General features: G+C 68.2%; 22 protein-coding genes and 5 pseudogenes. 11 read left to right on the top strand and 16 right to left on the bottom strand.

Annotation, left to right across the window (positions count from 1 at the left end; translation table 11 throughout):
* Positions 1 to 1,357: 1,357 nt before the first annotated feature.
* Both CR470_RS05495 and CR470_RS39410 read right to left on the bottom strand, forming a co-directional pair.
* Positions 1,358 to 1,916: pseudogene (locus CR470_RS05495) on the bottom strand (Uma2 family endonuclease).
* Between the two features lie 473 nt (positions 1,917 to 2,389).
* On the bottom strand, positions 2,390 to 2,530 hold the full coding sequence (locus CR470_RS39410) for a hypothetical protein (RefSeq protein ID WP_179892154.1): 141 nt from the start codon (positions 2,528 to 2,530) through the stop codon (positions 2,390 to 2,392).
* A 722-nt stretch (positions 2,531 to 3,252) separates the two neighbouring features.
* On the opposite strand from CR470_RS39410, the gene CR470_RS05490 reads away from it, so the two are divergent.
* From CR470_RS05490 to cas7c, 4 genes are all read left to right on the top strand, one after another.
* Complete coding sequence (locus CR470_RS05490) at positions 3,253 to 5,571, top strand: CRISPR-associated endonuclease Cas3'' (protein ID WP_257138445.1); 2,319 nt, start codon at positions 3,253 to 3,255, stop codon at positions 5,569 to 5,571.
* A gap of 234 nt (positions 5,572 to 5,805) precedes the next feature.
* Positions 5,806 to 6,555: a type I-C CRISPR-associated protein Cas5c gene (gene cas5c / locus CR470_RS05485; protein WP_257138439.1), complete on the top strand. Its 750-nt coding sequence runs from the start codon at positions 5,806 to 5,808 to the stop codon at positions 6,553 to 6,555.
* Between the two features lie 3 nt (positions 6,556 to 6,558).
* A complete protein-coding gene (cas8c, locus tag CR470_RS05480; protein WP_097866441.1) occupies positions 6,559 to 8,352 on the top strand; it encodes a type I-C CRISPR-associated protein Cas8c/Csd1 in 1,794 nt (597 codons plus the stop codon).
* A 55-nt stretch (positions 8,353 to 8,407) separates the two neighbouring features.
* Positions 8,408 to 9,325 carry a type I-C CRISPR-associated protein Cas7/Csd2 gene (gene cas7c / locus CR470_RS05475; RefSeq protein WP_097866440.1) on the top strand — a complete coding sequence of 306 codons (918 nt, stop codon included), beginning with the start codon at positions 8,408 to 8,410 and terminating at the stop codon, positions 9,323 to 9,325.
* Between the two features lie 67 nt (positions 9,326 to 9,392).
* Here cas7c and CR470_RS05470 read toward each other — a convergent pair whose 3' ends face one another.
* From CR470_RS05470 to CR470_RS05465, 3 genes and pseudogenes are all read right to left on the bottom strand, one after another.
* Positions 9,393 to 9,686, bottom strand: coding sequence for a hypothetical protein (locus CR470_RS05470; protein ID WP_143663771.1), 294 nt, complete (start codon positions 9,684 to 9,686; stop codon positions 9,393 to 9,395).
* A gap of 214 nt (positions 9,687 to 9,900) precedes the next feature.
* A pseudogene (locus CR470_RS41455) lies at positions 9,901 to 9,981 on the bottom strand (DUF6112 family protein); the annotation flags it as partial.
* Between the two features lie 279 nt (positions 9,982 to 10,260).
* A pseudogene (locus CR470_RS05465) lies at positions 10,261 to 11,490 on the bottom strand (CRISPR-associated endonuclease Cas3''); the annotation flags it as partial.
* Positions 11,491 to 11,793: 303 nt separating this feature from the next.
* Between CR470_RS05465 and CR470_RS05460 the strand changes: the two are divergent.
* Positions 11,794 to 11,976, top strand: coding sequence for a hypothetical protein (locus CR470_RS05460; protein WP_097866437.1), 183 nt, complete (start codon positions 11,794 to 11,796; stop codon positions 11,974 to 11,976).
* Between the two features lie 853 nt (positions 11,977 to 12,829).
* Here the strand turns inward: CR470_RS05460 and CR470_RS05455 are convergent.
* Positions 12,830 to 12,970 (bottom strand): annotated as a pseudogene (locus CR470_RS05455) (3-hydroxyacyl-CoA dehydrogenase family protein); the annotation flags it as partial.
* A gap of 338 nt (positions 12,971 to 13,308) precedes the next feature.
* On the opposite strand from CR470_RS05455, the gene CR470_RS05450 reads away from it, so the two are divergent.
* A complete protein-coding gene (locus CR470_RS05450; protein ID WP_097866436.1) occupies positions 13,309 to 13,500 on the top strand; it encodes a helix-turn-helix domain-containing protein in 192 nt (63 codons plus the stop codon).
* 60 nt (positions 13,501 to 13,560) lie between these two features.
* Here the strand turns inward: CR470_RS05450 and CR470_RS05445 are convergent, their stop codons facing one another.
* Positions 13,561 to 14,715, bottom strand: coding sequence for a tyrosine-type recombinase/integrase (locus CR470_RS05445; protein WP_257138436.1), 1,155 nt, complete (start codon positions 14,713 to 14,715; stop codon positions 13,561 to 13,563).
* A gap of 88 nt (positions 14,716 to 14,803) precedes the next feature.
* Between CR470_RS05445 and CR470_RS05440 the strand changes: the two are divergent.
* A pseudogene (locus CR470_RS05440) lies at positions 14,804 to 14,971 on the top strand (pirin family protein); the annotation flags it as partial.
* A 183-nt stretch (positions 14,972 to 15,154) separates the two neighbouring features.
* Here the strand turns inward: CR470_RS05440 and CR470_RS05435 are convergent.
* The 4 genes from CR470_RS05435 to CR470_RS05420 are packed head-to-tail and all read right to left on the bottom strand — an operon-like array spanning position 15,155 to position 20,010.
* Complete coding sequence (locus CR470_RS05435) at positions 15,155 to 15,835, bottom strand: ATP-binding cassette domain-containing protein (protein WP_097866435.1); 681 nt, start codon at positions 15,833 to 15,835, stop codon at positions 15,155 to 15,157.
* The gene (locus CR470_RS05430) at positions 15,832 to 16,791 is read right to left on the bottom strand and encodes an ABC transporter ATP-binding protein (protein WP_097866434.1); all 960 of its coding nucleotides are present in this window, start codon (positions 16,789 to 16,791) and stop codon (positions 15,832 to 15,834) included. The genes CR470_RS05435 and CR470_RS05430 overlap by 4 nt, the downstream gene beginning before the upstream one ends.
* Positions 16,781 to 18,526, bottom strand: coding sequence for an ABC transporter permease subunit (locus tag CR470_RS05425; RefSeq protein WP_097866433.1), 1,746 nt, complete (start codon positions 18,524 to 18,526; stop codon positions 16,781 to 16,783). The genes CR470_RS05430 and CR470_RS05425 overlap by 11 nt, the downstream gene beginning before the upstream one ends.
* A complete protein-coding gene (locus tag CR470_RS05420; RefSeq protein ID WP_097866432.1) occupies positions 18,523 to 20,010 on the bottom strand; it encodes an ABC transporter substrate-binding protein in 1,488 nt (495 codons plus the stop codon). The genes CR470_RS05425 and CR470_RS05420 overlap by 4 nt, the downstream gene beginning before the upstream one ends.
* Before the next feature lie 59 nt (positions 20,011 to 20,069).
* Here CR470_RS05420 and CR470_RS05415 point away from each other — a divergent pair, with 59 nt between their 5' ends.
* Positions 20,070 to 20,354 carry a hypothetical protein gene (locus CR470_RS05415; protein WP_179892151.1) on the top strand — a complete coding sequence of 95 codons (285 nt, stop codon included), beginning with the start codon at positions 20,070 to 20,072 and terminating at the stop codon, positions 20,352 to 20,354.
* 158 nt (positions 20,355 to 20,512) lie between these two features.
* On the opposite strand, the gene CR470_RS05410 is transcribed toward CR470_RS05415, so the two are convergent.
* Entirely contained in the window at positions 20,513 to 21,406 is an 894-nt protein-coding gene (locus CR470_RS05410; RefSeq protein WP_097866431.1) for an alpha/beta fold hydrolase, read from the bottom strand.
* 96 nt (positions 21,407 to 21,502) lie between these two features.
* Between CR470_RS05410 and CR470_RS05405 the strand changes: the two genes are divergently transcribed.
* Positions 21,503 to 21,907 carry a winged helix-turn-helix transcriptional regulator gene (locus tag CR470_RS05405; protein ID WP_097866430.1) on the top strand — a complete coding sequence of 135 codons (405 nt, stop codon included), beginning with the start codon at positions 21,503 to 21,505 and terminating at the stop codon, positions 21,905 to 21,907.
* Positions 21,908 to 22,157: 250 nt separating this feature from the next.
* Here CR470_RS05405 and CR470_RS05400 read toward each other — a convergent pair whose 3' ends face one another.
* The 4 genes from CR470_RS05400 to CR470_RS05385 form a co-directional block, all read right to left on the bottom strand.
* Complete coding sequence (locus CR470_RS05400) at positions 22,158 to 22,619, bottom strand: hypothetical protein (protein WP_257138434.1); 462 nt, start codon at positions 22,617 to 22,619, stop codon at positions 22,158 to 22,160.
* A 90-nt stretch (positions 22,620 to 22,709) separates the two neighbouring features.
* The gene (locus CR470_RS05395; protein ID WP_097866429.1) at positions 22,710 to 23,126 is read right to left on the bottom strand and encodes a nuclear transport factor 2 family protein; all 417 of its coding nucleotides are present in this window, start codon (positions 23,124 to 23,126) and stop codon (positions 22,710 to 22,712) included.
* Between the two features lie 65 nt (positions 23,127 to 23,191).
* Positions 23,192 to 23,944 carry an SDR family NAD(P)-dependent oxidoreductase gene (locus tag CR470_RS05390; protein ID WP_097866428.1) on the bottom strand — a complete coding sequence of 251 codons (753 nt, stop codon included), beginning with the start codon at positions 23,942 to 23,944 and terminating at the stop codon, positions 23,192 to 23,194.
* Between the two features lie 83 nt (positions 23,945 to 24,027).
* Positions 24,028 to 24,459, bottom strand: a complete 432-nt coding sequence (locus tag CR470_RS05385; protein WP_097866447.1) for an Rrf2 family transcriptional regulator — start codon at positions 24,457 to 24,459, stop codon at positions 24,028 to 24,030.
* A gap of 762 nt (positions 24,460 to 25,221) precedes the next feature.
* Between CR470_RS05385 and CR470_RS05380 the strand changes: the two genes are divergently transcribed.
* Together CR470_RS05380 and CR470_RS05375 are read left to right on the top strand one after the other, a co-directional pair.
* Complete coding sequence (locus tag CR470_RS05380; RefSeq protein WP_097866427.1) at positions 25,222 to 25,821, top strand: hypothetical protein; 600 nt, start codon at positions 25,222 to 25,224, stop codon at positions 25,819 to 25,821.
* A 163-nt stretch (positions 25,822 to 25,984) separates the two neighbouring features.
* Positions 25,985 to 26,737 (top strand): transposase family protein, encoded by a 753-nt coding sequence (locus CR470_RS05375; RefSeq protein WP_097866426.1) that lies wholly within the window; start codon positions 25,985 to 25,987, stop codon positions 26,735 to 26,737.
* Positions 26,738 to 26,775: the final 38 nt, after the last annotated feature.

Raw genomic sequence — 26,775 nt, 5'->3', positions numbered from 1 at the left:
GGCTCGGACCTGGAGTTGCGATCCTCGGTCGCCCCGAAGGGCGACCGCCACCCTGTCTGACCAGTAAAAAAAGCCTAGCGCTCTTCATAGAGGGAGCGCACTGGAGGTGATGATTCAGGCGGATTCGGGCATCTGGCTTCGGTGCGGTCCGCGTGTGTGCTTCCGGTTCCGAAGCGGACGGGAAGTAACCCGCAATCGTGGACGTGGGTGACCCGCACGCTCGTCAGAGTACGCGTCTCCGCGGTGAGGTGAGTCTGGCCGATACACAGGTCCAGGAAATAGCTGAGTGGCGATCACCTTCCAGGCGACCGAGGACCGCAACACCTAGGCGCGCACCGTGGCGTAGGAGGTCGAAGGTGGCGGTCGCCCTCCGGGGCGGCCGAGGATCACAACGATCCGCCGTAGGCGAGATGCGGGTAGTAGCGCGCGAGTGGCGGTCGCCTTCCAGGGCGACCGAGGATGGCAACATCGAGCCGTACGGGCCTGACCACGTGTACGGGGAGTGGCGGTCGTCCTGCGGGCGACCGAGGATCGCAACGTCGCCCATCTCCGCGAACTGCGGGGTGGCCAGTGTGGCGGTCGCCCTCCCGGACGGCCGAGGATCGCAACTTCGCCGGGTCGAAGCCCTTCGTCCACGGGAGGGTGTGGCGGTCGCTCTCCCGGGCGGGCGAGGATCGCAACCCTTACCCCAGCCACCTATGAGGTTCAGGTTCAGAGTGGTGGTCGCCCTCGAAGGCGACCGAGGATCGCAACCTGGTCCTGCACCGCGAGGGCGACAGCGAGCCGAGTGGCGGTCGCCCTTTGGGGCGACCCAAGGATCGCAACTGGACGGGCCAGCCGCAGTCGAAACACTTCACCTGGTGGCCGGCCCGCTTCGGTGTCGACGTGGCGGTCGCCTTCCAGGGCGACCGCCACCGGCGACCGGCCGGCTCGGGCTGCTGCTGATGGTGCTGTTGCGATCCTGGGTCGCCCCGAAGGGCGACCGCCACCTGTTCGCGTCATTCGACCGCGCCTCGTCTTCCTGGAGTTGCGATCCTCGGTCGCCCTGAAGGGCGACCGCCACGGCACGGCTCAGGGCGGCGGGGTCGATGGTGGCGAGGTTGTGATCTTCGGTCGTTTTGGAGGACGAGCGCCATGTCGTAGACCCGGCGCGTGAGGGTGCCCGGCTTGGGTTGCGATCCTCGGCCGCCCCCGGAGGGCGACCGCCACGCCCACGGTCGCCGGTCCTAACCCAGCCTTCCGGCAGGTTGCGATCCCCGGCCGCCCTGGAAGGCGACCGCCACAGCGATATCTGCTGCTGCTCCTGCCGGTACTGACAGCTGTGACCCTCGACCGCTCCAAGGCGAGTGTCGTCTCATCACGTGAGGGCGGTCGTGTTGATGTCGATGCTGAACGGGGCCGGCAGATGAAAAGTGGTCCCGAACGGGTGGGGACCGTCAACGCGGGTATAGCCGAGCTGCCCTGGTTCGGAGAAGAGGGTCAGGCTCCTTTCCATGCGGTCGACCAGAAGGTAGAGGGGGGGCGCCGTACTCGGCATACCGTCGGCGCTTGACGATGCGGTCTGTGTCGGCGTTCGATTCTGAGGTGACCTCGATGATGAGCAAGGTCTGATCCGGAAGTAGCGCGCCTCCACCTCTGGCGAGGTCCTCGGGGACTACGGCGATGTCGGGTACGTACCAGTTGGAGGATCCGGGCAGGTCCAGGTTCCCGGAGCCTTCGACGCAGCCAAGTTCGTCGACCCGGTCTTCGATCTGTCGTCGTACGACCTTTGCCACACGTTCGTGGTCCCAGGTAGGTGACACGGCCTCGATGATTCCCTCGATGATCTCGACTCGGTCTCCGCGGATGTGCTGCACCGCGAACTTCAGGGCACGTTCAGCGTCGATGCCTTGGCCGTAGTCCGGCGCGCTCGTCATTTGTCCCGCTTCCGCCATCACAACTGCTGGAGATACAGCTTAGGTATTCCAGGCGTTCGTCACGAGAAGCTGCCGTTCAGCTGCCGGCCGCAGTTCTTCGTCGCCCCGAAGGACAACCACCGCCAGGACGCAGTCGACCCTGTGCGATGCGCACCCGGCGAGCGTAGTAACGGCGAGACCGAGTCTGGGTTGCGGCTCTTGGTGTACCTGCCACACTCACCTCACCGCGAAGACCTCGCGCTCTAACGGCTATGCGGATTCACATCGCCGATCCCGTGGTGCTTACCGACCACTTCGGAACCGGAAGCACACACGCGACACGCGGACCAGACCGAAGCCAGATGCCCGAATCAACCGGAGTCATCACCTCCAGCGCTCTCGCTCTACGAAGCGCACTAGGCTGTTTGTACTGCTCAGACAGGGTGGCGGTCACCTTCCAGGGCTACCGAGGATCGCAACACCGGAACCGCGTCTCAGCCCAGCGACATCATCCGGGGGTGGCGGTCACCTTCCAGGGCGACCGAGGATCGCAACTGGCCCCGGGTGACGGACTCGATGGCGCTGACCAGGTGACGGTCGTCCTCCGGGGCGACCGAGGATCGCAACCTCGGCAAGGCCGGCTACGGCAAGACCGAGATGAGGTGGCGGTCGTCCTCCCGGGCGACCGAGGATCGCAACGACGAGGTGGTCACCGGGATTCGTCACCACCTAGCTGTGGCGGTCGTTCTCCGGGGGACCGAGGATCGCAACTTGCGCTCGCGGCGGGCGGCAGCCTGATCGGTGAGGTCGCGGTCGTCCTCCGAGGTGGCCGAGGATCGCAACCACGTCTTCGCCGCCTTGTGGTGTGCGCTGGTCCGGGGCGGCCGAGGATCGCAACGTGTCACGGGCCAGCAGCAGGTTCAGGGCAGCCAGTGGCGGTCGTCCTTCGGGGCGACCGAGGATCGCAACCTTGGTGTGGGCCGGGATCACCCGGCAGCAGGAGCGTGGCGGTCGCCCTCCGGGGCGGCCGAGCATCGCAACACCACTGCCTCGGCGCCCCGCTGGCCACCGGCGAAGGTGGCGGTCGTCCTTCGGGACGACCGAGGATCGCAACAACCCGGGCTCCCCTCTACAGCCCTCCGCGCGGACACGTAGCGGTCGCCTTCCAGGGCGACCGAGAATCGCAACCACGGCACGGTCAACGAGCGGCCGGTGACGTGGAGCGGTGGCGGTCGCCCACGAAGGCGACCGAGGATCGCAACTCAGGATTCGTGGGCGAACAGGCCGTCGAAGTGCGTGTGGCGGTCGGCCTCGAAGGCGACCAAGGATCGCAACGGCTGTGTCAGTGGCCGATCTTATGGTGTCGGTTACAGGGAGGTTGGTGGTTCGGCGGTCAGGAGGTCAGGTGTCAGAGCGTGGGTTGTTCGCCCATAGTCGTAGTCCGCGGTCGGGGTGCCGGCATCGGCTCGAGGATCATCTGCGTGGCTCGGCTGCTTTGGCCAGGGTTTTCGCCGAGCGTTTCGGTGCTGGGGATGTGGCCGAGTACCTGGCCTTGGTTCATGACGTGGGGAAGGGTTGTTGTGCCTGGCAGGATCGCTTGATCTTTCATGCTGAGCCGACGGGTAAGCCGGTGGGCATCCCGCATAAGGAAGCCGGCACGGTGCTTGCTGCGCGGACGGTGGGGCGTCAGCTCGCTGCTGTGGTGCAGGGGCATCATGGAGGGCTGCCGGATCAGAAAAAGATCAAGGATGTTCTGGCCGAGCTCCGGGGGACCGGTGTGGACGCGGACCGTGCTCGGGAGGCGACCGAGGCTGTGGCCCGGGTGGTGCCGGAGATCCTTCGGGAAGGCCGCATTCCGCCACCGGCCTGGCTTGCGGGACTCGGATCGCCGCAGAGGCAGGCACTGGCACTGGATGTGTTCACACGCATGGTGTTCAGCTGTGTGGTCGATGCGGACTATCTCGATACCGAGGCCCACTTCGCCGGCAGGGAGCCACGTACTGCCGCGCGTGCGGACATGGGGATGCTGCTGAAGCGCTTCGAGGAGCGCAGGCTACGGCTGCTTGCCCGGCGTACGGCTTCGCCGGTGGATGAGCTGCGTGAGCGGGTGTACGCGCAGGCGTTGGCGGCGGCCGCGGGCGCGCCGGGTATGTATGTGCTGCATGTGCCGACGGGTGGGGCGAAGACGATCGCTGCGGGCGGGTTCGCGCTGCGGCATGCGGTTGAGCACGGTCTGGGCCGGGTGGTGTTCGCGGTTCCGTACATCAGCATTACGCAGCAGAACGCCGAGGTGTACCGGGAACTCCTCGACCCCGCCCCGGACAGCGGCGAGCAGCCTGTCGTGCTGGAGCACCACAGTTCGGTGGAGCTGGACGAGGAGGACGGAGCGGGCGCCTGGGCGCGTATGGCGTCGGAGAACTGGGACGCGCCTGTGGTGGTCACGACGACGGTGCAGCTGTTCCAGTCGTTGTTCGCGCGCAAACCGTCCGTGATGCGCAAACTGCACCGGCTGGCCGGCTCGGTGATCGTGCTGGACGAGGTGCAGGCTCTTCCCGACCGGCTGCTGATCCCGATCCTGAGTGTGCTGCGCGACCTGGTGGAGCATTTCGGGGCTTCGGTGGTGCTGACGTCCGCGACCCAGCCTTCCTTCTGGTCTCTCGCGCAGTTGGACGGGCTGCCGCGGCACAGCATGATCGAGGACGTGACCGGGCTGTTCGAAGAGCTGCGGCGGGTGGAGTACGACTGGCGTCTGGGGCCTGATGTCGCGTGGGAGTCGATCGCACAGGAGATCGCCTCCGAAGGCGGCGAGCAGGTCTTGACGATCGTGAACACCACACGGGACTCGGCGCGTTTGCACCGCCTCTTGAGCGGTACGAAGGGCGAGGCGCGGGTGACGGCGCCGGTGTGGCACTTGTCGACGAGGATGACGGCCGAGCACCGGCGCGAAGTGATCGAGCACGTGCGTGGCGAGCTTACGGCCGGCCGGCCTGTGCATGTGGTGTCCACGTCGCTGATCGAGGCAGGTGTGGATGTGGACTTCCCGCGGGTGTACCGGGCGTGGGCGCCGGCCGAAGCTCTGCAGCAGGCGGCGGGCCGCTGCAACAGGGACGGCCGGCTGGACAGGGGGACGGTGGTGGTGTTCCGGCCGGTCGACGGCGGCGTGCCGAAGGACTTGTCGTACACGGCGGCTCTGGAGGCGACGGCGGAGTTTTTCGGGCCGGGTGACGCTTCGGCTCCGGATGATCTGGAGGCCCTGGAGTGGTACTACGGGAAGCGCTGGGCGCTGCAGGGCGTTGACGGCCGGTCGATGGGTGAGGGAATTCAGCAACTGCGGCGGGGCTTGGACTTTCCTGCGGTCGCGGGGGCGTTCCAGATGATCGACAACAAGTATGCGCAGTCCGTTGTCGTGATCCGTGCGGAGAAGACCGATGAGGAGCGCGATGCCATCGAGTCGGACATCGCGCTCCTGCGCTCTTCCTACCCGGTAGGTCCGAAGCCGTTGCGTCGCTTGCAGCCGCACATGGCGACCTTGCCGCGGCATGAGGTCGCCAAGGCGCTGCAGGCGGGTCTGGCGGAGCCGGTGATCGGTGACCTCGTCGTGTGGCGGGGGTATTACGACCTGGTGCGTGGTCTGGATGCGGATGATTGCGAGGACCGAGGCGGCTACGTCTTTTGACGGCAGGGCCGACACGGTTCCAAGTCGGCGGATGAGATGTCGGGACGTCTGTGAGCTGCGGTTTTTCCGGTTCCGGGGTGCATTGTCAGTGCCTCCGCCTACAGTGCGGAATCGTTAGGGGGCAGAGCGTGACCTGATGCCCCGTTGGTTCCGCATGCTCTCGTCGGGTCCGTCGCCGGACGGGGTCGACGAGGGCGGTTGTCAGGGATGGGGTGCGAGGCGATGAGGTCGACGGTGTCCTCCAGCAGGATGCGGCGCGGGAATGAGGGGTGGGTCTATCCGGATCTGGTGGTGGAGGTGTGGGGTGAGGCGGCGTGCTTTACCCGTCCGGAGCTGAAGACGGAGCGGGTCAGTTACCAGGTGATGACGCCGTCGGCGGCCCGTGGAGTGCTGGAAGCGATCTTCTGGCGTCCTCAGTTCCGTTACGTGGTGCGGAAGATCGAGGTGTTGCGGCCAGTGACTTGGTTGCGGGTGCGCCGCAATGAGGTGAAGTCGGTGATCACCGCCCAGGATGTGAAGAAGCTCCAGGCGGACCGGCGTCACCGCTATGACGTGGAGAGGGACCGGGACCAGCGCAGCACGCTGGCGCTGCGGGACGTCAGGTACCGGGTTCACGCGCAGATCGTGGTGAGTCCTGATGCTCTGGCCGGTTCGGAGAAGTATCCGCCGGTGTCGGAGGAGAAGTACCGCGAGCAGTTGCGGCGCAGGGTGGAGCGCGGTGCGTGTTTCTCGCAGCCGTTTCTGGGGTGCCGGGAGTTCACCGCCTCGTTCGGGAAGGCCGATCCGCGGCGGCAGCGGGTGCCTTTCGACGAGGAGCTCGGGGTGATGCTGCACTCGATCGAGTACGGGCCGCAGGGGGAGCGTTACCGCTGGTTTCGTGCATCGGTCGTTGACGGTGTGCTGGAGGTTCCGGAAGAGCCGCTGCCGGACAAAGCGGTCGCCATGCCGCTGACGGCCTGGCGTGCTGATGCGGCGGAGGGCTGATCGGTGCTGCTGCAGCGTTTGGTCGAGTATGGCGAGCGGATTTCCGGTGAGTTGCCCGCGGAGTTCTACCGTGAGAAGCAGATCCACTGGGTGTTGGACATCGCCACGGACGGTTCGGGCATGATGCTCCACCGCCGCAAGGTGTCGGGGCGGCAGCGGGACCAGGTGGTGAACATGCCGGTCCCTTACGTGCAGCGGTCCGGTACGAGGGTCCCTCCCTACCTTTTGGTGGACACGGCCGAGTTCGTGCTCGGTGTGCCGAAGAAGGCTAAGGACGGCCAAGTAACGGAGAAGGACCGGGACGAGGCGTTGCGGCGGCATGACGCCTACCGCGACTTCGTACGGCGCTGGGCGTCATCGGCCGGCGAGCCGGAGGCGGAGGCGGCAGAGGTGTTCTTCTCGGCCGGCCGGATCGGGTGGGAGCTGCCCGATGAGGTCGAGGCCAAGGACACGGTCGCGGTCATGGTCGGTACCCGTTGGCTGCACGAACTGGGCTCGGTGAAGCAGCTGTGGGCCGAGGAGGTACGGGCGCGTAAGGGCGGCGCCGCAGAGCGCACAGGACTGTGCCTGGTGTGCGGGGAGCACCGGGCCCTGCTGGCCACGATCCCCGAACCGTTGAAAAAGGGTGCCGTCCCGACAGCGGGCGGCAGCAATGAAGGCCAGCTCATCAGCATCAACGCCCCCGCCCAGGGGCGGGGCGCGGTGACGCAGCTGGTGAACACACCGGTCTGTCACCGGTGCGGTGGCCGAGCCATGGCGGTCCTGAACCATCTGGTGGCCTGCGAGCGTCACCGGCGTCGCTTCCGGGACGACGGAGTGCTGCTGTGGTGGACCAAGAAGCCCAATCCGGATTCCGTACTGACCATGTTCTTCGAGGACCAACCGGAAGCGGCCGACATCGAGCACCTCATCGACTCGCTGAACAAAACCCCGAGCCCCGCAGCCGTGCAGCGGACTGACACGGATGCCTTCTACAGCCTGTCCCTTGGACTGAACAACGCCCGCCTGGTCGTCCGGGACTGGATCGAAGTCCCCCTGGCTGAGGCGAAGAAGAATCTGGCCGCCTGGTACGCCGACCACGGCGTCTGGGACGCATGGACAGGACGCACCCGCTATTTCCCCCTGTGGCAGATGGCGCTGTCCTGCGGCCGCTGGCAATGCGGGCGCTACGCACCCGACAGCGCCCCCCACGGCTTGGAAGCCGAACTGCTCCACAGCGCCCTGCACCGTCTGAGCCCACCCGCCCGCGCCCTGCCGCTCCTCCTGCAGCGCATCCACGCCGACAGGCGCGTCGACGCTCCGCGTCTGGCGGTGCTGCGGCTGTTCCTCACCCGTTCCTCCAACCCCCAGGACCGTCCGATGCCCCAGCTCGACAAGGACAGCGAAGATCCCGCCTACCTCTGCGGCCGGCTCTTCGCCGTCCTCGAATCCGTCCAGGAAGCCGCCCTCCCCGACATCAACACCACGCTGCGCGACAAGTACTTCAGCGCCGCCGTCGCCGCCCCCGGGATCACCCTGCGCCGACTGTTCACCGATTCGGGAGCGCACTTCAAACGGCTGCGTCGAGACAGGCCGGCCGCTCACAAAGCGCTGGAGAAGCGGCTGTTCGAGATCTACAGCAAGGTGAGCGACGACCTGCCCGGACACCTCACCGACGTCCAGCAGGGCCGCTTCATCATCGGCTACGCCCACCAGCGCCACGACGACATTCTCCAGAGGCAGGCAGCCAAGGAACGCAAGCAGGCCGCCATCCCCGCACAGCAGGACGTGCCCGCCCAGGAACCCGCAGCCGTCTGAGAACCCGCACGCCACCTCCGACCGTACTCAATCCATTCGAGGAGTAACTCCGACCATGACCGCTGCCCACCTGGACCCCGCACGTAAGCACGACTTCGTCTACCTCATCGAAGCCGTCGACTCCAACGCCAACGGCGACCCTGACAATGGCGGCCTGCCTCGCACCGACCCTGTCAGCGGGCACGGCCTGATCACCGACGTTGCCATCAAGCGGAAGATCCGCAACACCGTCGCCCTCATCAACAGCCTCGAGCCTCGCGAAGGCCGCGAGATCTACGTCGAGGCGGGCACCGCCCTCAACGCCCAGCACGAACGCGCCTACACCGCCGGCTCCGCGCATGACCAGAAGTCCGCCCAGGAGTGGATGTGCCGCAACTTCTTCGACGTGCGCATGTTCGGAGCCGTCATGACCACCGGCAAGCGCGACAAGCAGGCCGGCCGCGTCCAGGGACCGGTCCAGATCGGGTTCTCCCGCTCCATCGACCGCATCACCCCCCTCGACATCGGCATCACCCGGGTCACCCCCACCAAGGAGGAAGACCTCAAGGCGTGGCTCGAGCGCGGTGAGAACACCGATGGCAAGAACAAGGGCAAGGAGACCGAGATGGGTTCCAAGCACGTCGTGCCCTATGCCCTGTACCGGGGAACCGGACACTTCAGCGCCCCCCTCGCCAAGCGGACCGGCGTCACCACCGACGACCTCGCCCTGTTCTGGCGCGCCTTCGAAATCATGCTCGAACACGACCGCGCCGCCGCTCGCGCCAACCTCGCCCTGCGAGGCCTGTACGTCTTCACCCACGACGACGCCTTCGGCCGCGCCCCCGCCCACGAACTGTTCGAACGGATCACAGTCAAAGCCCGCGACGACGCCAACGCACGCAGCTTCTCCGACTACGGCACCGTCGAGATCCGTGACACCGACCTCCCGTCCGGCGTCACCCTAACCACCCTCGCCCCACGCCCCCTGGGATGACGCCTCCCGGCCCCGCACAGGGCGGAGAGGGAGACGTCCTGCAGATCTTCCTTTCCGCCCTGGTGCGCTACGCCTTCTGCCACGCCAGTGCGAATTGATCCTCCTCTAGGGCTCCGTCACCGACGCGGGCGCGGTGCGCGGCACTCTTCTCCACCAGCACGTCGACACCCCCGGTAACCGCGGCCGCAGCGCCGTGCGCACCGTCCACGCGCCTCCTGTCTGGCACGACGGGCACGGGTTGACCGGGATCTGCGACACCGTCGAAGCGCACGCCGACGGCACCACCCTGCCCGTCGAGCGCAAGGCGGGCCGCTACCACCCAGCAGGTCCCCGTCGACGTCCAGGTCATCGCGTAGGTCATGTGCCTGAAGTACGTGTTCAAGACATCGGTCGCCGAGCCAGCCGCCTACTCCGGCACCGACCGGCGGCGCCACACCGTCCTCGTCGTCGACGCCCTGCTTACCCGCGTACTCCAAACCACGAAGGCCGTCCCGTCCTACTCGGTGCTGCCCTCACCCTTCCACCCCCGTCACCGGCAGTTCGGTGTCGGCGCTGGTCCACGGCCACCGAGTGCAGGCCCAGACGCCCGCGCTGACGGCGAGCGCGCCGACGATGGCCACGAGTCCGAAGAGGTTGATGGAGCCCATCACCTGCCGGGTCGACAGGTGCAGGACCGGGCCGGGCCCGGAAGGACACTCGTCGAGGAGGCGGTGCAGGAACGCCGCGTCCCGGGTGGTGTTGACCACCGCAAGGACCTGGTCGCCGGCTCGCTCCTCGATGTCCTCGGCCACGCTCTGCCAGGTGACATCGCTGCCGAGCTGCCACTCGTACGTCACACGCCTGAGCTCGTCGAACAAGCCGGGCACGTCCGCCACCATGCCGAGGCGCGGCACACCGTCCAGCTTCGACAGCGACCAGAAGTCCGGCTGCGTCGCCGAGGCCAGAACGACCGTCGCCCCGTACCGCTCGACCAGCCCCCTCAGCACGCTCAGGATCGGGTTCAGCAGCCGGTCAGGCAGCGCCTGCACCTCGTCCAGCACGATGACCGATCCCGCCAGCCGGTGCAGCTTGCGCATGGCGGAAGGCTTCGCGGAGAACAGCGACTGGAACAGCTGAACCATGGTCGTCACGACGACGGGAGCGTCCCAGTTCTCGGCGGCCAGACGCGCCCAGGTTTCGTCGTCGCTGTCTTCATCCAGACTGACGGAACTGTGGTGCTCCAGAACCACCGGTTCGCTATCCGCGTCTTCCTCCAGAGGGTCGAGGAGCGACCGGTACACCGCGGCGTTCTGCTGCGTGATGCTGATGAAGGGGACGGCGAACACGACCCGCCGCATCCCGTGCCTGGCAGCATGGCGAAGGGCGAAGCCCCCTGCGGCAATCGTTTTCGCTCCTCCGGTCGGCGCGTGCAGGACATACATACCGGGCTCGCGCGCGGCAGCGGCCACCGCCTCGGCGAATACCCGGCCGCGGATCTTGTCCACGGGGGACACCGGCCGCTTCGCGAGGAACGCGGCACGCCTCTCCTCGAACCTCTCGGACAAGAAGGCCATGCCCCTCGCCGGGGCGAGCCGCGGTGTCACGCGGCCGTCGAAGTGCGCGCTGGTGTCGAGGAAGTCGGCGTCCACCAGACAGCTGAACACCATGCGCACCAACAGGTCTACCTCGGCCCGGGCAGCGGTCCCCCGCAAGGCCGACACCCACGGCGGCAACGCCACCGGACCCGTGCGCACGATCTCCGGAACCCGTTCGGCAACTCGTCGAGTCGCTTCCCGCGCGGCCTCGGCGTCCCGCCCGCTGCCCTGGAGCGCGGTCAGCACGTCCTTGATCTTCTGCTGGTCCGGAAGACCACCATGATGTCCCTGTACCACAGCGGCGAACGGCAGGCTCGCGTACTCGGCGGCCAGACGGGTGCCGGCCTCCTTGTGCGGAATCCCCACCGGCTTTCCTTCCGGCTCGGCCCGCTGCAGCAGGCCGTCCTGCCAAGCACAGCACCCCTTGCCGACGTCGTGCACCAGAGCGAGGTACTCCGCGAGTTCACCAGCCCCGAAGACCTCTCCGAACCTACGAGCGAGAACCGCCGATTCACGCAGGTGATCCGCCAGTTCATGCCGCACTCCCGAGACCGGACTGCGACTATGCGCATACAACTGCCTTGAAGACATAGAGGATCGCAACGTCATGGTTTGTGGGGGCTGAGCTAGTGGGGTAGCTGTGGCGGCCGCCCTCCGGGGCGGCCGAGGATCGCAACGACCGCACCCGCGACCCCGGGGCCAGGTCCACCAGCTGTGGCGGCCGCCCTCCGGGGCGGCCGAGGATCGCAACCTCACGGAGAACGGGCACAAGATGACGCGTCAGAAGTGGTGGCCGCCCTCCGGGGCGGCAGGATCGCAACGAGGTGTAGAGCGTCGGCCGGCAGGCGTTGTACCGCGTGGCGGCCGCCCTCCGGGGTGGCCGAGGATCACAACGTGGCGTACGGGCTCGAGCCTCTGCCACACCCGGGGTGGCGGCCGCCCTCCGGGGCAGCCGAGGATCGCAACACCACCGGAGAGGTGGTCACCACGGTGCTCGCCGTCGTGGCGGCCGCCCTCCGGGGCGGCCGAGGATCGCAACTGCTCGCAACAGTGCGGGTGGAGTACGGGTACACGTAGCGGTCGCCCTCCAGGGTGGCCGAGGATCGCAACAGCTCGGCGGACGCGCGTGCATACGCGATGCGTGCGGTGGCGGTCGCCTTCCGGGGTGACCGAGGGCGGGGGCGGCCCCTTTGGAGGGACCACGGCCATGGGGTCCGGCGATGACCTCGACCGCACCCTTCGTGTCCTCATTGCACACACTTCGGCCGCAGGTGAAGCGGCTGTATCGCGGTCTAGGAAGCGGGGAGGCTTGGGTTCATGTCCGGCCTCACCGCTGCACACAACCTTCGACGTGATAGGTCACCGCGTGGCGATCCGTACCGTCTGCGGGTGAAGTGCTCTTGGGAGTGCTTACGCAGGAAAAGGATCGGCTGCAGGAGGCACTGTGGAAGGCCCACAATCCGCCTGAGGCTCCTAGTTGTAGCCATCAGTGCGCCCTCCGGTGGCCAGCCGGTGGCCGGACGCCCTTGGACATCAAAATACCAGCGGGTACAGGCCAACCAGCCACACGTGCTCTGATCAGGCAAAACGTCACTCGGTAGTACGGTCAAGCACCACGCAACACGAACGCTCACGGTCTCGTAATGCGTAGGTCCCAGGTCCGAGTCGCCAGGGACTTTTCAGGGACTTTCAGCTCTGTCGGAGGGACATCCGAGGGAGTTTTCGCAGTACAAGCACGGAAGGCTGCGACAGCGCTGAAGGGCCCAGGGCTTCGGGCTCGCGCATCTCCCGTCGCCCCGTAGTGCTCCGGCACGGGGTCGGGTCGGCAGTGAAAGACGAGGCTCTTTCGGAGCCGCACATGGCCCTGACCTCGGAGAACGTGCCCCGGGCGGGCCCGCCGACGTGAGCGACGGGCCCGCCCGGGGGACGCTCAGTACGCGTAGAAGCCCGACCCCGTCTTGCGGCCGAGGCGCCCCGCGTCGACCATCCGCTGGAGCAGCGGGGGAGCGGCGTACAGCGGCTCCTTGTACTCGGCGTACAAGGTGGCTGCGGTCGTCGCGACCTTCCGGAGGGTCGCAAAGCGGTCGTCGATGCATCCTGATCCCCATCGACCGGATCCACGCGGACGAGCCGTGCTACTCGATGAAACAGGGTCGGAATGGGATGACCGTGTAGTTCATCGCTCGCCCGAACGGCCCCGACTGTGGTTCTCCCAGGCCAGGCCGGGGTGTACCCGCGACCTGAACAAGTCCCGTACCCCTGGCAACTTCCAGGCTCTCCGCACCCTTTGTCCTGCGGCTATTTAGGGGTGCGTGGAAGGCGCGTTAGCGCAGAATTTCGGTTCAGCCAAACGACTCTCCGCGCGTGATTCTCTCCGGCAGATGCTGACCGTCGTCGAGAGGAATCCCAATGAGCCAGAATTTCATGAGTGCCAAGGAAACCGCGAAATACCTGAACATGTCGGTACCGTGGGTGTATCGCGAAGCCGCTCGCGCGGGCCTCATTCCGTACAGGTTCGGGAGCGGGCGAAATGCCAAGCTGCAGTTCAAGGTGGCCGAGGTTCAAGCGTGGGTGAAACAGCAGCGGTCGTCGGGTGGTTGAGGTCGCGTGATTGGATGTGTGCGAGGCCCCCTCCATGGCGATGGAGGGGGCCTCGCACGTTCAGGCGGCGAGGTCGAGGTTCAGGACCTTGGCGGCGCGGCCGATCGAGCCGGGCATGAGGTGGCGGTAGATCTTGAAGGTGATGTCGAGGCTGCGGTGGCCCATCCATTCCGCGACGTCGGTGATGGGGATGTTGTGGGTGAGGCAGTTGGAGGCGAAGAAGTGGCGGAAGCCGTAGACCACCATGCCTTCGGGGATCTCGACGAGGCCAGCCTTCTTCATGCGCTGCCACTGGTTCCCGATCCAGTAGTTGAGCATCGGCTTGGTCAGGTCTCGCGGGCTGCGGAACAGGTAGCCGTCAATGGTGCCGTACGTGTCCGCGTACCACTCGATGGAGTGCTTGACCCGTGCCGGGAGCGGGACGTCGCGGTAGTCGCCGACCTTGCGGTGCTTGAGGGGAGCGTAGGCCTTCGTGGTCTGGTTGACCTGCTCGGTGATCCGGTACACGTTGTCGGCCACGATGTTGTTGATGTTGACGGCCAGCGCTTCCCCGTTGCGCATACCGCAGCCGCTCATAAGGTCGGCGACGAGGCGGAACACGTCGTCGCCGGCGGCGCGTATGCCGTGAAGCTGAGCGGGGGAGGGGATGACAGCGCGCTTGGGGTCGTACTGCGGGGGCTTGACGCCGCCGAGCGGGTTGTCGTCGTAGAGACCGAGCCGGTGGGCGTCCAGCAGGATCGACTTGAGTTTGTCGAAGACGTTGGACTGAGTGGCCAGGCCGACGCCGTTGCGCTCCATGGACTGGATGAAGGCTTCGACGACCTTGTGGTCGAAGGTGCCCATCCGGCGGCTCTGGAAAGCAGGGTAGAGGTGGTGGACGAGTAGCGAGTCAAGGTGTCGCCGGGAGCTGGGGCTGAGGTCGCGCTGGCTGGCCTTCCACTCGGTGGCGTACTGCTCGAACCGCATCGGGCCGTACTTCTGGATGCGCTCGACTTTGTGCTGGTTCTGTGGGCTGTTCTTCCGGGCCTGGTAGACCTCGGCGAGGCGGGCCTTCGCCTTCTCCTGGGTGGAGAAGCCGGATTCCTCGGCCTGCCGTCCGGCCGCGTTGCGGTAGCGGATCTTGTAATCGTGCGGGCACTTCGGCCATCGGCTTTCAGGGTGCTCGCACTCCTTGAAGAAGCTTCCCATGCCGCGGACGAGGTTAATGGTGGCCATGTTGTCGACTCCCGGGCGTCTTGCTGACCTTTTGCTGACCCCGGATGGTCGATCAAGCCCCTGAGCTGGGATGAAACGGTAAATCGATGTTATGTTCTGGAACTGGATCGGACGGTCCCAGGAGGAGATCGCGCAGGCCCGTGACGACTGGATGAACGGCACCCGCTTCGGTGAGGTGAAGGGCTACGACGGCCCTTCGATTCCGGCCCCGGAGCTGCCTTCGGTGCCGCTGAAGGCGCGGGGGAGGCTGCGCTGATCTGGGGTTATCGCCCGAACTGGCCTCAGGGTGGCTGGCTTCGGAGGAGTTCCGTTTCTGGGCGACTCGCAGCTGCTCACTTGCCCCTTGGCGTGCTTGGATGTCGACCCCAGCTGACACTGCGTACCTGATCATGGTTCGATCGGAGTTCGGGGGCGCAGCCCGGCACGCCTCATCGCGGTCTCAGGTGGGGACGGTGCGCCCGTCCCGCATCTCGATCACCCGGTCCGCGAAGTGCCGTACGACTGCCCGGTCGTGGCAGATGAACAGGTAGCCGAGGCCCAGCTCGTCCTGGAGGTCGGCGAGCAGGTTCAGCACGCCGGCGCGCACGGAGGCATCGAGTGCCGAGACGGGTTCGTCGAGGACGAGCAGGCGCGGCCCGGAGGCGAGGGCGCGGGCGATTCCCGCCCGCTGGCACTGGCCGCCGGACAGTTCGTGGGGTCGCCGGTCCCCGCATGACGGGGCGAGGCCGACCTGGTCGAGCAGCTCGGCCACGCGTGCGGGGCCGTCGGCGGAGTTCCACCTGCCGTGGACCTTCAGCGGCTCGGCCACCGCGTCGCGGATGCGGTGGCGAGGGCTGAGGGAGCCGTAGGGGTCCTGGAAGACCGGCTGCATGCGTGGGCGAAGCGGGCGCAGTTCGTGTTCCGTCAGGGTTGTCAGCTCCTGTCCCTCGAAGCGGACCTTCCCGGCGTCGGGCCGGCGTAGCTGGAGTACCGCGAGGGCCGTGGAGGTCTTGCCGCACCCGGAAGGTCCGTTGAGAGCGAGGGTCTCACCGGCGTCCAGTGCGAAGGAGACATGGTCCACGGCGGTCACCGGGCCGTGACGGACGACGAGGTCGCGAACATCCAGAAGAGGGTGGTTCACAGGAGCTCCCGGAAAGGTGCGGGTACGTCGGCGGCGTGATGGCAGGCGACCAGACGTCCGTCCACGGTCTGCAGATCGGGTTCGCGGTCGTGGCACGTGTTCGTCGCCAGCGGGCAGCGCGGCGCGAAGGCGCAGCCAGGCCCGAGGGCGTCCGGCGTGGGCGGGGTGCCGAGGAGCACGGGCAATCGGCGGCGCCGGGGGCCGTCCCGCGGGAGGGAGGCCAGCAGGCCCGCCGTGTACGGGGCGCGCGGACGGTCCAGGACCTGACGGACCGGGCCGAGTTCGGTCGACCGCCCCGCGTACATCACCAGCACGCGGTCCGCGTGGGCCCGCACGACGCCCAGGTCATGGGTGACGAGGACCAGCGAGGCGCCGACCGCTTCCCGCTGCTCGGCGAGAACCCGCAGTACCTGCTCGCGGCGTTCCTCGTCCAGCGCGGTGGTCGGCTCGTCCGCGACGACGACATCGGGCTCGTTGACCGTAGCCATGGCGATCACCGCGCGCTGCCGCATGCCGCCCGAGTACTCATGGGGGTAGGCCCGGGCCCGGCGTGCGGCGTCCGGGATGCCGACCCGGTCCAGTGCCTCCACGGCCAGGGCACGCGCCTTCGCGCGGGACAGTCGCCGTACCGACCGCACGGCGGCGGCGAGCTGGTCGCCCACCGTGTGGACGGGGGAGAGAGCGGACAGGGCGTCCTGGGGGACGAAGGTGATCCTGCGCCCGCGTTCGGCGACGAGATCGGCGGAGCCCCGCAACCGCAGGTCGCCGCCGACAGTGGCACCGCGCGGCACCATGCCGAGCAGGGCCCGGGCGGTGAGGGACTTGCCCGCACCCGACTCCCCGACGAGGGCGAACACCTCACGCGGACGGACATCGAAGGTCAGTCCGCGTACCACCTCGGCCTCGCCGAACGAGATGCGCAGGTCACGGACCGACAGCAGTGCTTCAGACCGCATGGGCGGTCTCCTTCCGTACAGTGCGCGCGGGCGTGCGCCCGCCTCCCCGGCCCTGGGCGTACGCCGCCCCCGACACGGCCAGCCCCGCCAGCAGGGCCAGTGCGGCGGCCGGCGCGAGGGCCGCCCACGGGGCGCGTTCCACATAGGCGCGGGACTCGTCGAGGAGCAGGCCCCACTCGGGGGCGGGCGGCTGGGCACCGAGGCCGAGGAACCCCAGTGAGGCCAGGGCCAGGGCGATGCCGGGCAGCCGCAACAGGGCGTGGCGGGCGACCGGGGCGGCGACGGACGGCAGGACGTGCCGGGTGAGAATCCACAGCGGTGGCGCCCCTATGGCGCGTTGGGCGGTCAGGAACGCCGACGCCCGCACCTCCTGCACCAGCGCCGCCGCATGCGCCGCCAGGGGCGGCCACGAGATCAGCGCGACCGCGAGGGCCGCGCCGCCGGTGCCCGGACCGGCCACCGCCGCGACGAGGATGCCGACGATCACCGGCGGCAGGGCATTGGCGATATCCGCAGCACCCGCCGCGACGCCGGGCAGGAAACCGAGGGCCAGGGCGACCACCAGGCTCAGCAGGCACACGGCCGCCGCCGTGCCGACCGTGGAGGCGGCACCGTGGCCGAGCCGGGCCAGCACGTCGCGGCCGAGCCCGTCGGTGCCCATCGGGTTCGCCCAGGAGGGCGCGGCCAGCCGGGCCGTGGTGTCGACCGCGTACGGGTCGCGGAACAGACCCCAGCCGATCGCCGCCAGCAGCAGGGCCCCGAGGACGGCCGGGACCGCCGGGTGTACCCGGACCGGGCGGGCCGGCGGCAACGAGAGCCCGGCGTCACGCAGGGCGGGGCCCAGCAGCCGGCGCCGTACGAGGGCGGCCACCGCCCCCATGACCAGACCCAGAGCGAGCAGGGCGAAGACGGACCCCTGGAGCAGCGGCAGGTCCTGCGACTTGGCCGCCCCCAGCGCGGTACGCCCGATGCCGGGCACCGCGAACACGGTCTCCACCGCGACCGCGCCGCCCGTCAGACCGACGGCGACCATCCCGAACTGCGGTACCAGCGGCGGGAGTACACGACGCAGCGCGGCGAACACGACACGGGTGCGGCTCACTCCCGCTCCCCGCCACAGCTCCACCCATCGTTCGTCCAGCACGGCGGGCAGCGCGTCCGCGACGAGCCGCCCGAGAAGGCCGCCGGCGGGAACGCCGAGCGCGAGGGCAGGCAGAACCAGATACTCGGGCCCCCGCCAGCCGGACGTCGGCAGCCACCCCAGCCACACCCCGCACACCAGCAACGCCACGGTGGCCAGGAGAAACTCCGGCACGGCAGCGGTCATGGCCGCGAACGCCCCGGCCGACCCCCGCCCCCGCACCAGCACGGGCACCACCAGGGCCGCGGCCAGCAGCACCGCCACGGTCAGCGCAGCGACCATCAGGCCCAGCGACACCTGGAGCCCGGAGACGACGGACGGCAGAATGTCCGTCCCCGACACCCAGGAGGTGCCGAGGTCGCCGCGCAGGAGTCCGGCTGCCCAGTCGCCGAGCAGGGAGAGCGGGCCCGCGTCCAGGCCGAGATCCCGGCGGATCGCCGACAAGGCCTCCTCGGTCGGCTCCTGTTCGGCGGACCGGGCACGCAGCACCGTCAGGGCCGGGTCCCGGCCGGAGAGCCAGGGCAGCAGACCGACGGCGGCCAACGCGGCGGCGAGGCAGAGAGCGCGGGTCACCCCCGCCCTGGTCGGCCTCACTTGACGTGCGTGTCGAGCGTGACCAGTTCCCGCTCCCGCGGATCGTGGGCCGCGCCGGCCACGTCGCCGGCGTCACCCTGGATCACGCGCTCGTGGAGCATCGGCACCGCCGCGTCGGTGGCGAGTACGTCGGCCTCGGCGTCGACGACGGCCCGACGTCGGGCATCACCGGTCGGCGTCGCGCCCGCCTTGTCCAGGGCCTTGTCCACGGCCGGATCGGCGAGCTGGGGGATGTTGAACGAACCGTCGGAGGCGAAATCGCTGTACAGGTAGGCGGCCGGGTCGCCGGAATCGAGAACCGTGGCCCGGGAGAGGATGAACGCGTCGAACACGCCCGCCAGGGCGTCGGACTCGATATTGGCGTACTCGCGCACCTCCAGCTTCACCTGGAAGCCCGCCTTCTTCAGCTGCTGTTGCAGAGCGGCGGCCACTTCGGGCAGTTCCGCCCGGTCGGTGAACGTGCCGATGGTGATGCTCCTGCCCGCAGGATCACCCGCCTTCGCACGGCGCACCGGCTCCCGCAGGTCGGCCGCCCACGGCAGGGCGGGCCCGAGCAGCCCCTCGGCGATGTCGGCCCTTCCCTCGTACACGCCCTTGACGATTGACTCCGCGTCGATCGCCTCCCGGGCCGCGGCCCGCAGAGCCGGGTCCGTGAAGGCGCCCGACTCCGTGTTGAGGTAGAGCGTGTTGGTGCGCGGCATCGGGACCTCGGTGATCAGGTCCTCGTCCAGCAGCGCGGCCTGCGAGACGGGCACCGCCTCGACGATGTCGGCCTCGCCGCTGCGCAGAGCGGCGGCGCGGGCGGTGCCGTCGGGTACGAACGTCACGTCGATGCCGGGAGCCTTGGCCACACCGCCCCAGTAGGCGTCGTAGCGGTCGAGTGTGGCGGAGGAGGTGCCGTTGACCCTGGTCAACTCGAAGGGGCCGGTGCCGGCACCGGCCGGATTCACCGTCTTCCCCCGATACGCCTTCGCCGCGAGGATCGACAACTGCGGGGAGCTGAGCCGCTGCGGGAGCAGAGGGTCCTCCTCGGCGGTCGTGACGACCACGGTGCCGGGGCTTCCCTTCTTCACCGTCAGCTCGACGCCGTCGAGAATGCGGGGCTTGGGAGAGGCGCCAGCGGCTTTCGTGAGGGAACGGACGACGGCCTCGCCGGTCAGCTCGGAGCCGTCGTGGAAGGTGACGTCCTCACGGAGGGTGAAGGTCCAGCTCCGGCCGGACTGCTTCCACTCGGTGGCCAGCGCGGGCTCGGCGTCGCCGTCCGCGTTCAGGCTCACGAGCGTCTCAGCAGTGGACCAGCGGGACAGCTTGAACGCGTCATCGGACAGCGGGGACAGGCCCGAGCGCGGAGGCTGCATCATCGCGACGCGGAGGCGCTTGCCGGCACCGGCATCGTCGGCCTCCGGGGACGCGAAGCAGCCGGTGAGCAGGGCGGAGGCGGCGAGGACCGCGGGCAGGAGCAGGGGACGGGTCGGGACGCGCACGAGGTCACTCCGGGTAATAAGGGCAGGCCAATGGTTGAGTGCGCGACGACCGTAGCACGATGATAATCATTTTCAGATGCGCTTCTGACCTCTGGACATGCATCGGGACCTCCCTCGCCGAGGCCCCGCCCTCGGCATACGCCGACTGTCCGGCGGAGGTCGTCGCGATCCCGAAGTCGGTACGGCCCGAAGGCAGGGCGGCGACCCCCGACGTCATCGCCTTCCAGCTCACCGACGACGAAGGAGCACGCATCACCGGCCTGGGCACCGCCCGCAGCCACATCTTCGACCACCACGACCCCGAAAAGGTCACGTGGCTCGGCGAGGTATTGCTGTGGTGGTGACCAGCCACGGCATTCTCGGCGGTACCGGCCGGCCCACCGGCTGCACCGTGTCCGAAGCCGCCGATCCCGGGCGCGTCTTCGCCGACGCGGGATGGGACGTCGACGTCACCGGCGTGCGCGGCGGCCGCCCGGTGAGGGGGCTTCGACGTCACCTGGACTCAAAGGTCCGCCGCGAGGAACGGCCGCAGCAGGGGCAGCAGGGCGTCGGGGCGGTCCAGGGGGATGATGTGGCCGCAGTCCTCGATGACGTGTCCTTCCAGGTTATCGGTGTAAGGGCGCAGTTGGTGTTCGAGAGCGCGGCCCACAGGGTGAGCGCCGATCGTCATCGCGGGAATGGCCAACCGAGCCGAGTCCACGGCTGACCGGATGTGGCGGGCGGACGCCGGCAGCGCTCGGTACGGGCCGAACGCGGTGCGCAGCGCATCGCTTGCCGCGTAGGCCCGGACGATCGGGGCGCGCACGTCCTGCGGTACCCCGCGGCCGAGCGTGCCGCGGTTGAGGAACCACTCCACGTACCGCTCTTCGTGACCCTTCAGCACTGACTCCGCCAGACCGGGCTCGCCGTGGAAGCCGAACCACCACGGCGGGCCGTCGGCGAGGAAACCCTCGGCCCCGGGCAGCCGGCCCAGCAGCGACTCCATGATCACCAACCGTCGTACGAGGTCGGGCCTGCGCATGGCCAGGAGGAAGGCGGGCGGGGTGCCGACGTCGATGCCCACCACGGCCGCGGAGGGGACGCCGAGCACCTCCAGCAGGCATTCGGCGTCATCGGCCAGCGTTCCGGCGTCATAGCCGTCCGAGGGCCGGGCACTGTCACCGAAGCCCCGCAGGTCCGGTGCGATCACCCGGTGGCGCGTGGCCAGCTCGCCGATGACATGGCTCCATACCCGCCAGGTGTGCGGGAAGCCGTGCAACAGCAGGACGGCGGGCCCTTGTCCTGCGGTCGCCACGTTGAGTTCGACCCCGTTGGCCGTGACTCGGCGCAACTCGACTTCGGAGGGAAACTCCGGATGGGAGGGGTCGGCGGGCAGGGGGACGGTCCTGGCGGTCATGTGTGCTCCAGTGGTATCGATTGGTTACAAGGGAACATTAGGTAAGTACACTGAAGTGTCCAAGACGGCACTTTCTCCTCAGGTGGTGAGCTCCAGGTGACCTCCCAGGTCAGGGACGATTCCGGCGTGCGCGGCGATCTGTTCGACCCGCAGTGCCCGACACGTCGGCTGCTCGACCGGATCGGTACGAAGTGGACATCGATGGCGGTCAAGGTGCTGGCAGAGGCCTCCCCGCAGGAGGTGCGTTTCGCGGAACTGCAGCGCCGCATGCCGGGGGTCTCACAGAAGATGCTCTCGGTGACGCTGCAAAACCTGGTGCGCGACGGCCTGGTCACGCGCCGCGTCGAGCCGACAGCTCCTCCCCGCGTGCACTACCGGATCACCGGACTCGGCCTGTCACTGGAGGCCGCGCTCGCCGGCCTCCGAGCCTGGGCCGAAGAGCACATGGCCGAGGTCGACCGGGCAAACGAGTTGGGCCACTGGGCGGAAGAGACGGCCTGAGCGGCTGCGTTCGCATGTCCCGGGCTTGCATGACGACGCGGCCTCAACCCGATCACCCGTCGGTGATACGTGCCGTCAGGCGGGCCGACAGGGGAAGACCGTTCCGGAGCCGCTGCCGATGGTCCGGGCTATGCGTGTCGCGGATGGCGGTACTGAGCCGTTCGGCACGCTGTGCGCACCCTGCCGGAGCCGGATGCGTCCGGAGTCGGCGGCGCACGGCACGCATCGCGGCGACGAGCTCCTGCCTCGATCAACGCCCTGCGGGGAATGCCGCGCGGCGGCCGAAGCCGACCGAGACGAGTGCCACGAGACTGAGAGCGATCATCCCGGCTGGAAGAGCCGGTGCGCCCACGCCATCGACGACCAGGGCCCCCGCAGCACCGCCCGCGAAGATCGCCATGTCGAAGGATGTCGTCAGCATCGCGTTCGCCGCATCGGCGTTCTCGCCCGCGGTCTCACTCATGGCCGTCTGCAACTGCGTCGCCGAGCCACCGGACCCGAGGCCCCACAGGACGATCGCGAGCAGCACGAGCACCGTGGACTGCTGCGCGGCGGCAAGAAACGCCGCGGCGACGATGAACAGGGTCACGCTCGCCACGCCGGGCATGCCCAGCACACGACCGGGCGGAGCGCGTGTCCGCGCCGACTGCCCCGGTGCGTCGGGCACGAGGAACTTCGCGAAGACCATGACGATGACGCTGAGCAGTGACATCGCGGCGAAGGACCAGCGCCACCCGACCGTCGATCCCAGCCAGACGCCAAGCGGCGGTTTGCCGGAGATGGCCGTGAACCCTTTTCGCTCTTAGTCGGTGTTGAACGCCTGGTCGACGGTAAGCGTGTCCTCGTAGAGGTGCATGCGGACGATCTCGCCGTCCTCGACCACCAGGTGCATGGCCGACGGGGTGGTGAACTCCTTGCCGGTGGTCGCGACAGTGTGCGTGAAGACCCCGAGCAGCATCACGTCAGCGGCGTCGACGATGATCCGCTCCAGCACGACCTTGCTCTTGCCGGGCACGAAGTGCGGCCACATCCTGGTGAAGTAGGGCGCGACTTCCTCCCGGTGGGTACGGCGGCCGGTCCAGGGCAGTTCGTCGTTGCCGGGGACGTGCCAGTAGATGTCTGCTGCGAACAGTTCCTGGATGCCGTCCTGGTCCTGCTTGCCGAGGCGCTCCAGGAACTGTTCGGCCACTGCCCGTGAGGCCTGGGTGTCTGTTGTCATTGTGCGTGTCCTTGCCTTTCGTAGTGTGGGGTGGGTGTCGCATGTGCATGTGCCTCACGTCACCACTAGAGCTGGGTGGCGCCGCCGTCGACGAGCAGTTCCGCACCGGTGGTGAAGGAGCTGTGGTCTCCGGCCAGGTAGAGGGCGGTGGCAGCGACCTCGTCGGGACGACCGGCGCGGCCGAGGGGGGTCGGCGCGGGGGGTTCGGCCACCGTGGACTGATCGCCTTGCGGGAACGCGGCCCGCAGCTCGTCACCGCCGGGGGTCTCGACAGGGCCGGGAGTGAGGGCGTTGACCCGGATCCCGCGGCCGGCCAGTTCGGCGGCCCAGGTGCGGGCGAGGCTGCGGATGGCGGCCTTGGTGGCGGCGTAAACGCCGAGGCCCGGGGCGGCGCGCAGGGCCGCGCTGGAGGAGAGCAGAGTCACCGAGGCGCCGGCCGACAGCAGGGGCAGGGCCTTTTGGACGGTGAAGATCGTGCCCTTGAGGTTGATGGAGGTGGTCTTTTCGTACTCCTCCTCGGTGATCTCGCCGAGCGGGCCGTAGTCCCCGACGCCGGCGTTGGCGACGACGATGTCGAGGCCTCCGCTGCGCTCGGCGATCTCGGCGAAGAGCCGGTCGAGGTCGTCGAGCCGCGACACATCGCTCTGGATGCCGATCCCGCGGTTGCCGACCTGCGCGACAGCGGTGTTCAGTTCGGCCTTGCGGCGGCCGGTCAGGTAGACCGTCGCTCCCTCGATGGCGAACGTGCGCGCGATGGCGAGACCGATGCCGGTAGAGGCGCCGGTGACCAGGGCGGTTTTGCCGTCCAGCTGTCCCATGGGGTTCTCCAAATCTTTGACGTAACCATTTCTGTTACATTGACGGGCGCAGAAAACGTGCCACCGCCGAGAGCAGGGGTGGGCTACGCGTTTTTGAGTACGTCCCGCAGGACGTCCTCCAGTGTGGTTCTCGCCAGCTCCCTGCGGAGGGTGGCCTCGATCTCGTCGTAGACAGAGGTCAGCACTGGTCCTATGCCGTGGCCCACGACGCACTCGGGGTCGGGCGTCGAGCGGTGCAGGGCGAAAGTCGGCCCGGCGGCGATCGCTTCATGGACATCGAGCAGAGTGATCGCCGCCAGGTCCCGGGAGAGCGTCCAGCCTGCTCCCGTACCTCGCCGCGAGTCAACGAGGCCGGCCTTGCGTAGCTCGGCCAGGAGGCGACGGATCACCACTGGATTGGTGTTGACGCTCGTCGCGATCTGCTCGGAGGTGGCGACCTCGTGACCGCGACGCTGATACAGCCCTATCCACGTGAGGGTATGCGCTGCGACGGTCAGCCTGCTGTTGGCGCTCACCTGGACCTCACTCCCTCGACCCTGCAACCTCGTCGTAACAATAGTCGTTACGTCGGCGTGCGGCAAATCTCTGCGGGCCGAACCCGGGCCGAGCCGCCTGGGCGCGCACGCGGATCCGCTCACCGGGCGGAGTCGAGAACGCTGCTCCACGATCGTTCCGGGCGGCCCGGCGTTGAGCAGCGCTCTGGGGGGCAGGCCTGCGATGCGCATCTCGACCGCCTCGGCGGTGAGCAGCGGCATGTCGCCTGACCACGTGCCGCGCCGCTCTCGCGTCATCACGGTCTAGCCCGGCCCGACCCAGCTGTCGCAACTCACCGCCTCGGAGACCCGTCGCCCGGACCGGACGATCGTCGCGATCAGCGTCAATCCTGATCTCGGCTTGCTCGGGGTTGTGGAGGAGCACCGTGAGCCATTTCCAACCTGACGGCGGTGGCGCCGTGTTGTGACTGAGCGCTTCGGGTGGCCGGTGAGCGGTTGATCTGGCCACCTGGGAGTTCGGCTCGCGGTAGTGCCTTCGTCAGTCAGGTCGCACTTTGGAACGACAGGTGGAGCCGCGTCAGATCGGCGTCTTCATCCGCTGCGGGGTCCCCTGTGAGCAGTGGGCGGTAGCCCTTTCGCTCGGAGCTGACCTCCTCGGAGACGAGTCGATGTTCACATATGTTGCCGACCGCGTCCGGATGAAGCCAGCCGCGTTGGAATCAACTGGGTGATCGATCCTGATCATGACAGGATGACGGTTCAGGACGGGGGAGGCGGGGCGGTATGGGGCTGGACTACAGCTATGAGATCTTCATGCCCCCTTGGAACGTTGCGAGAGCACTGACCCGGCTGGCCGAGCTCGCTCCCCGAGGCCGCGAGACGCTGCCGCTTCCGGTGACCCTGCCGGGCGGAAAGCAGTTGCTCGTGCCGTTCACCTCGAAGTTCAAGAGCGAACCGGTCGACTGTTCTTCAGGCGGCTCGCTCGAACTGGACACCTCGATCGTCGTCGGCGTCGACGACGCGGTGCGCGAGTTCTTCCTCCGCGATTCCGACAGGGTCGACGAGCAGGGACGGGTGTCGGTCGGGTACATCTACCTGACGGTCAGGTTCTCCCCTGCATGGCACCCGAACTTTGCGTCACTGCAGTTCACAGCCGCTACCTCGAGCATGAGCCGGATGTTCGTACAGTCCGCGAGCATCAGGAAGGTGTTCACCGAACTTACCGCCACTACCGGTGGTGTGTGCTGCCTCCTCGACACCGAGACCGACATCTTCGACATCTGCTGGCTCAACGGCGAGACGTTCAGTGGTGAGACTGTTCCTGGCACCCGATTTTCGGGCTTCAAAGATCTCGTCGCCGCTTGGTGCGAGCCGGTGGAGTAGAACGGGACGGCGCGCCCGCATGGGATTCGGCGCACCTGACCGGTCAACGCCCAACCGGCCAACTGACGCCTCAGCCAGCGGTTTTGGACGGAACTGCGGAACGACGAAGCTCCTGGTAGACGAGTTCTCGACCAAGATTGCCCGCAGCCACCAGGAGCTTCGTGTGCTTGTCTTTCCGTCGTCGATCGACCTGCCCAGTCGCTCCCTGCGGTATCTGACCGGGCGACTCGCTGCCCGGCGACGGGAGATCGGGACCCGGTGGCGACGTCTGACCGCCGGCCGTCAGGCTCTGCTCGCCCTGGCCCATCCGCGCTGTGGTGACACCTGCACCCAACGCGCCGCCGGGTTCGGTATCGGCATCGCGACCGCATGCCGCTACAGACGCGAGGCCGTCGACCCCCTGGCCGCCCTCGCGCCCACGCTGGAACAGACCATGACGACCGTGCGGAAGGAGACGTACGTGATCCTCGACGGCACGGTGCTGCCGATCGACCGCACCGCCGCCGACCGCCCGTACTACTCGGGGAAGAAGAAGCACCACGGGAGGAACGTGCAGGGCTTCGCGGATCCAGCCGGCCGCCTGAACTGGGTCTCGGACGCGCTACCCGGGGCCGTGCACGATCTGACCGCGGCCCGGACCCACGGCATTCCCGACGCTCTCGCCGTCGACGTCATCAAGTGCTGTGCGGACAAGGCGTATCAGGGCGCAGGCCCTGCGGTGCGCGTCCCGATCCGGGGCAAGAATCCGCGCGGCTGGCGTCGGCGTCACAACCGCGTTCACGCCAAGATCCGCAGCCTCGGCGAACGTGCCACGGCCACCCTCAAATGCTGGCGGCTCCTGCGGAAACTCCGGTGCAGCACCACCCGGATCACCGCCGTCGTCCGTGCCGTCGTGGCCCTCGAACTCGCCACCTGATCAAGACGAAAAGGGCTCCGTGTCTGGCTCCCGTCCCA

It is taken from the genome of Streptomyces sp. rh34, assembly GCF_002551245.1.
In the GTDB taxonomy this organism is placed as follows: Bacteria; Actinomycetota; Actinomycetes; order Streptomycetales; family Streptomycetaceae; genus Streptomyces.
This window is presented reverse-complemented; position numbering and strand designations above follow the sequence as displayed.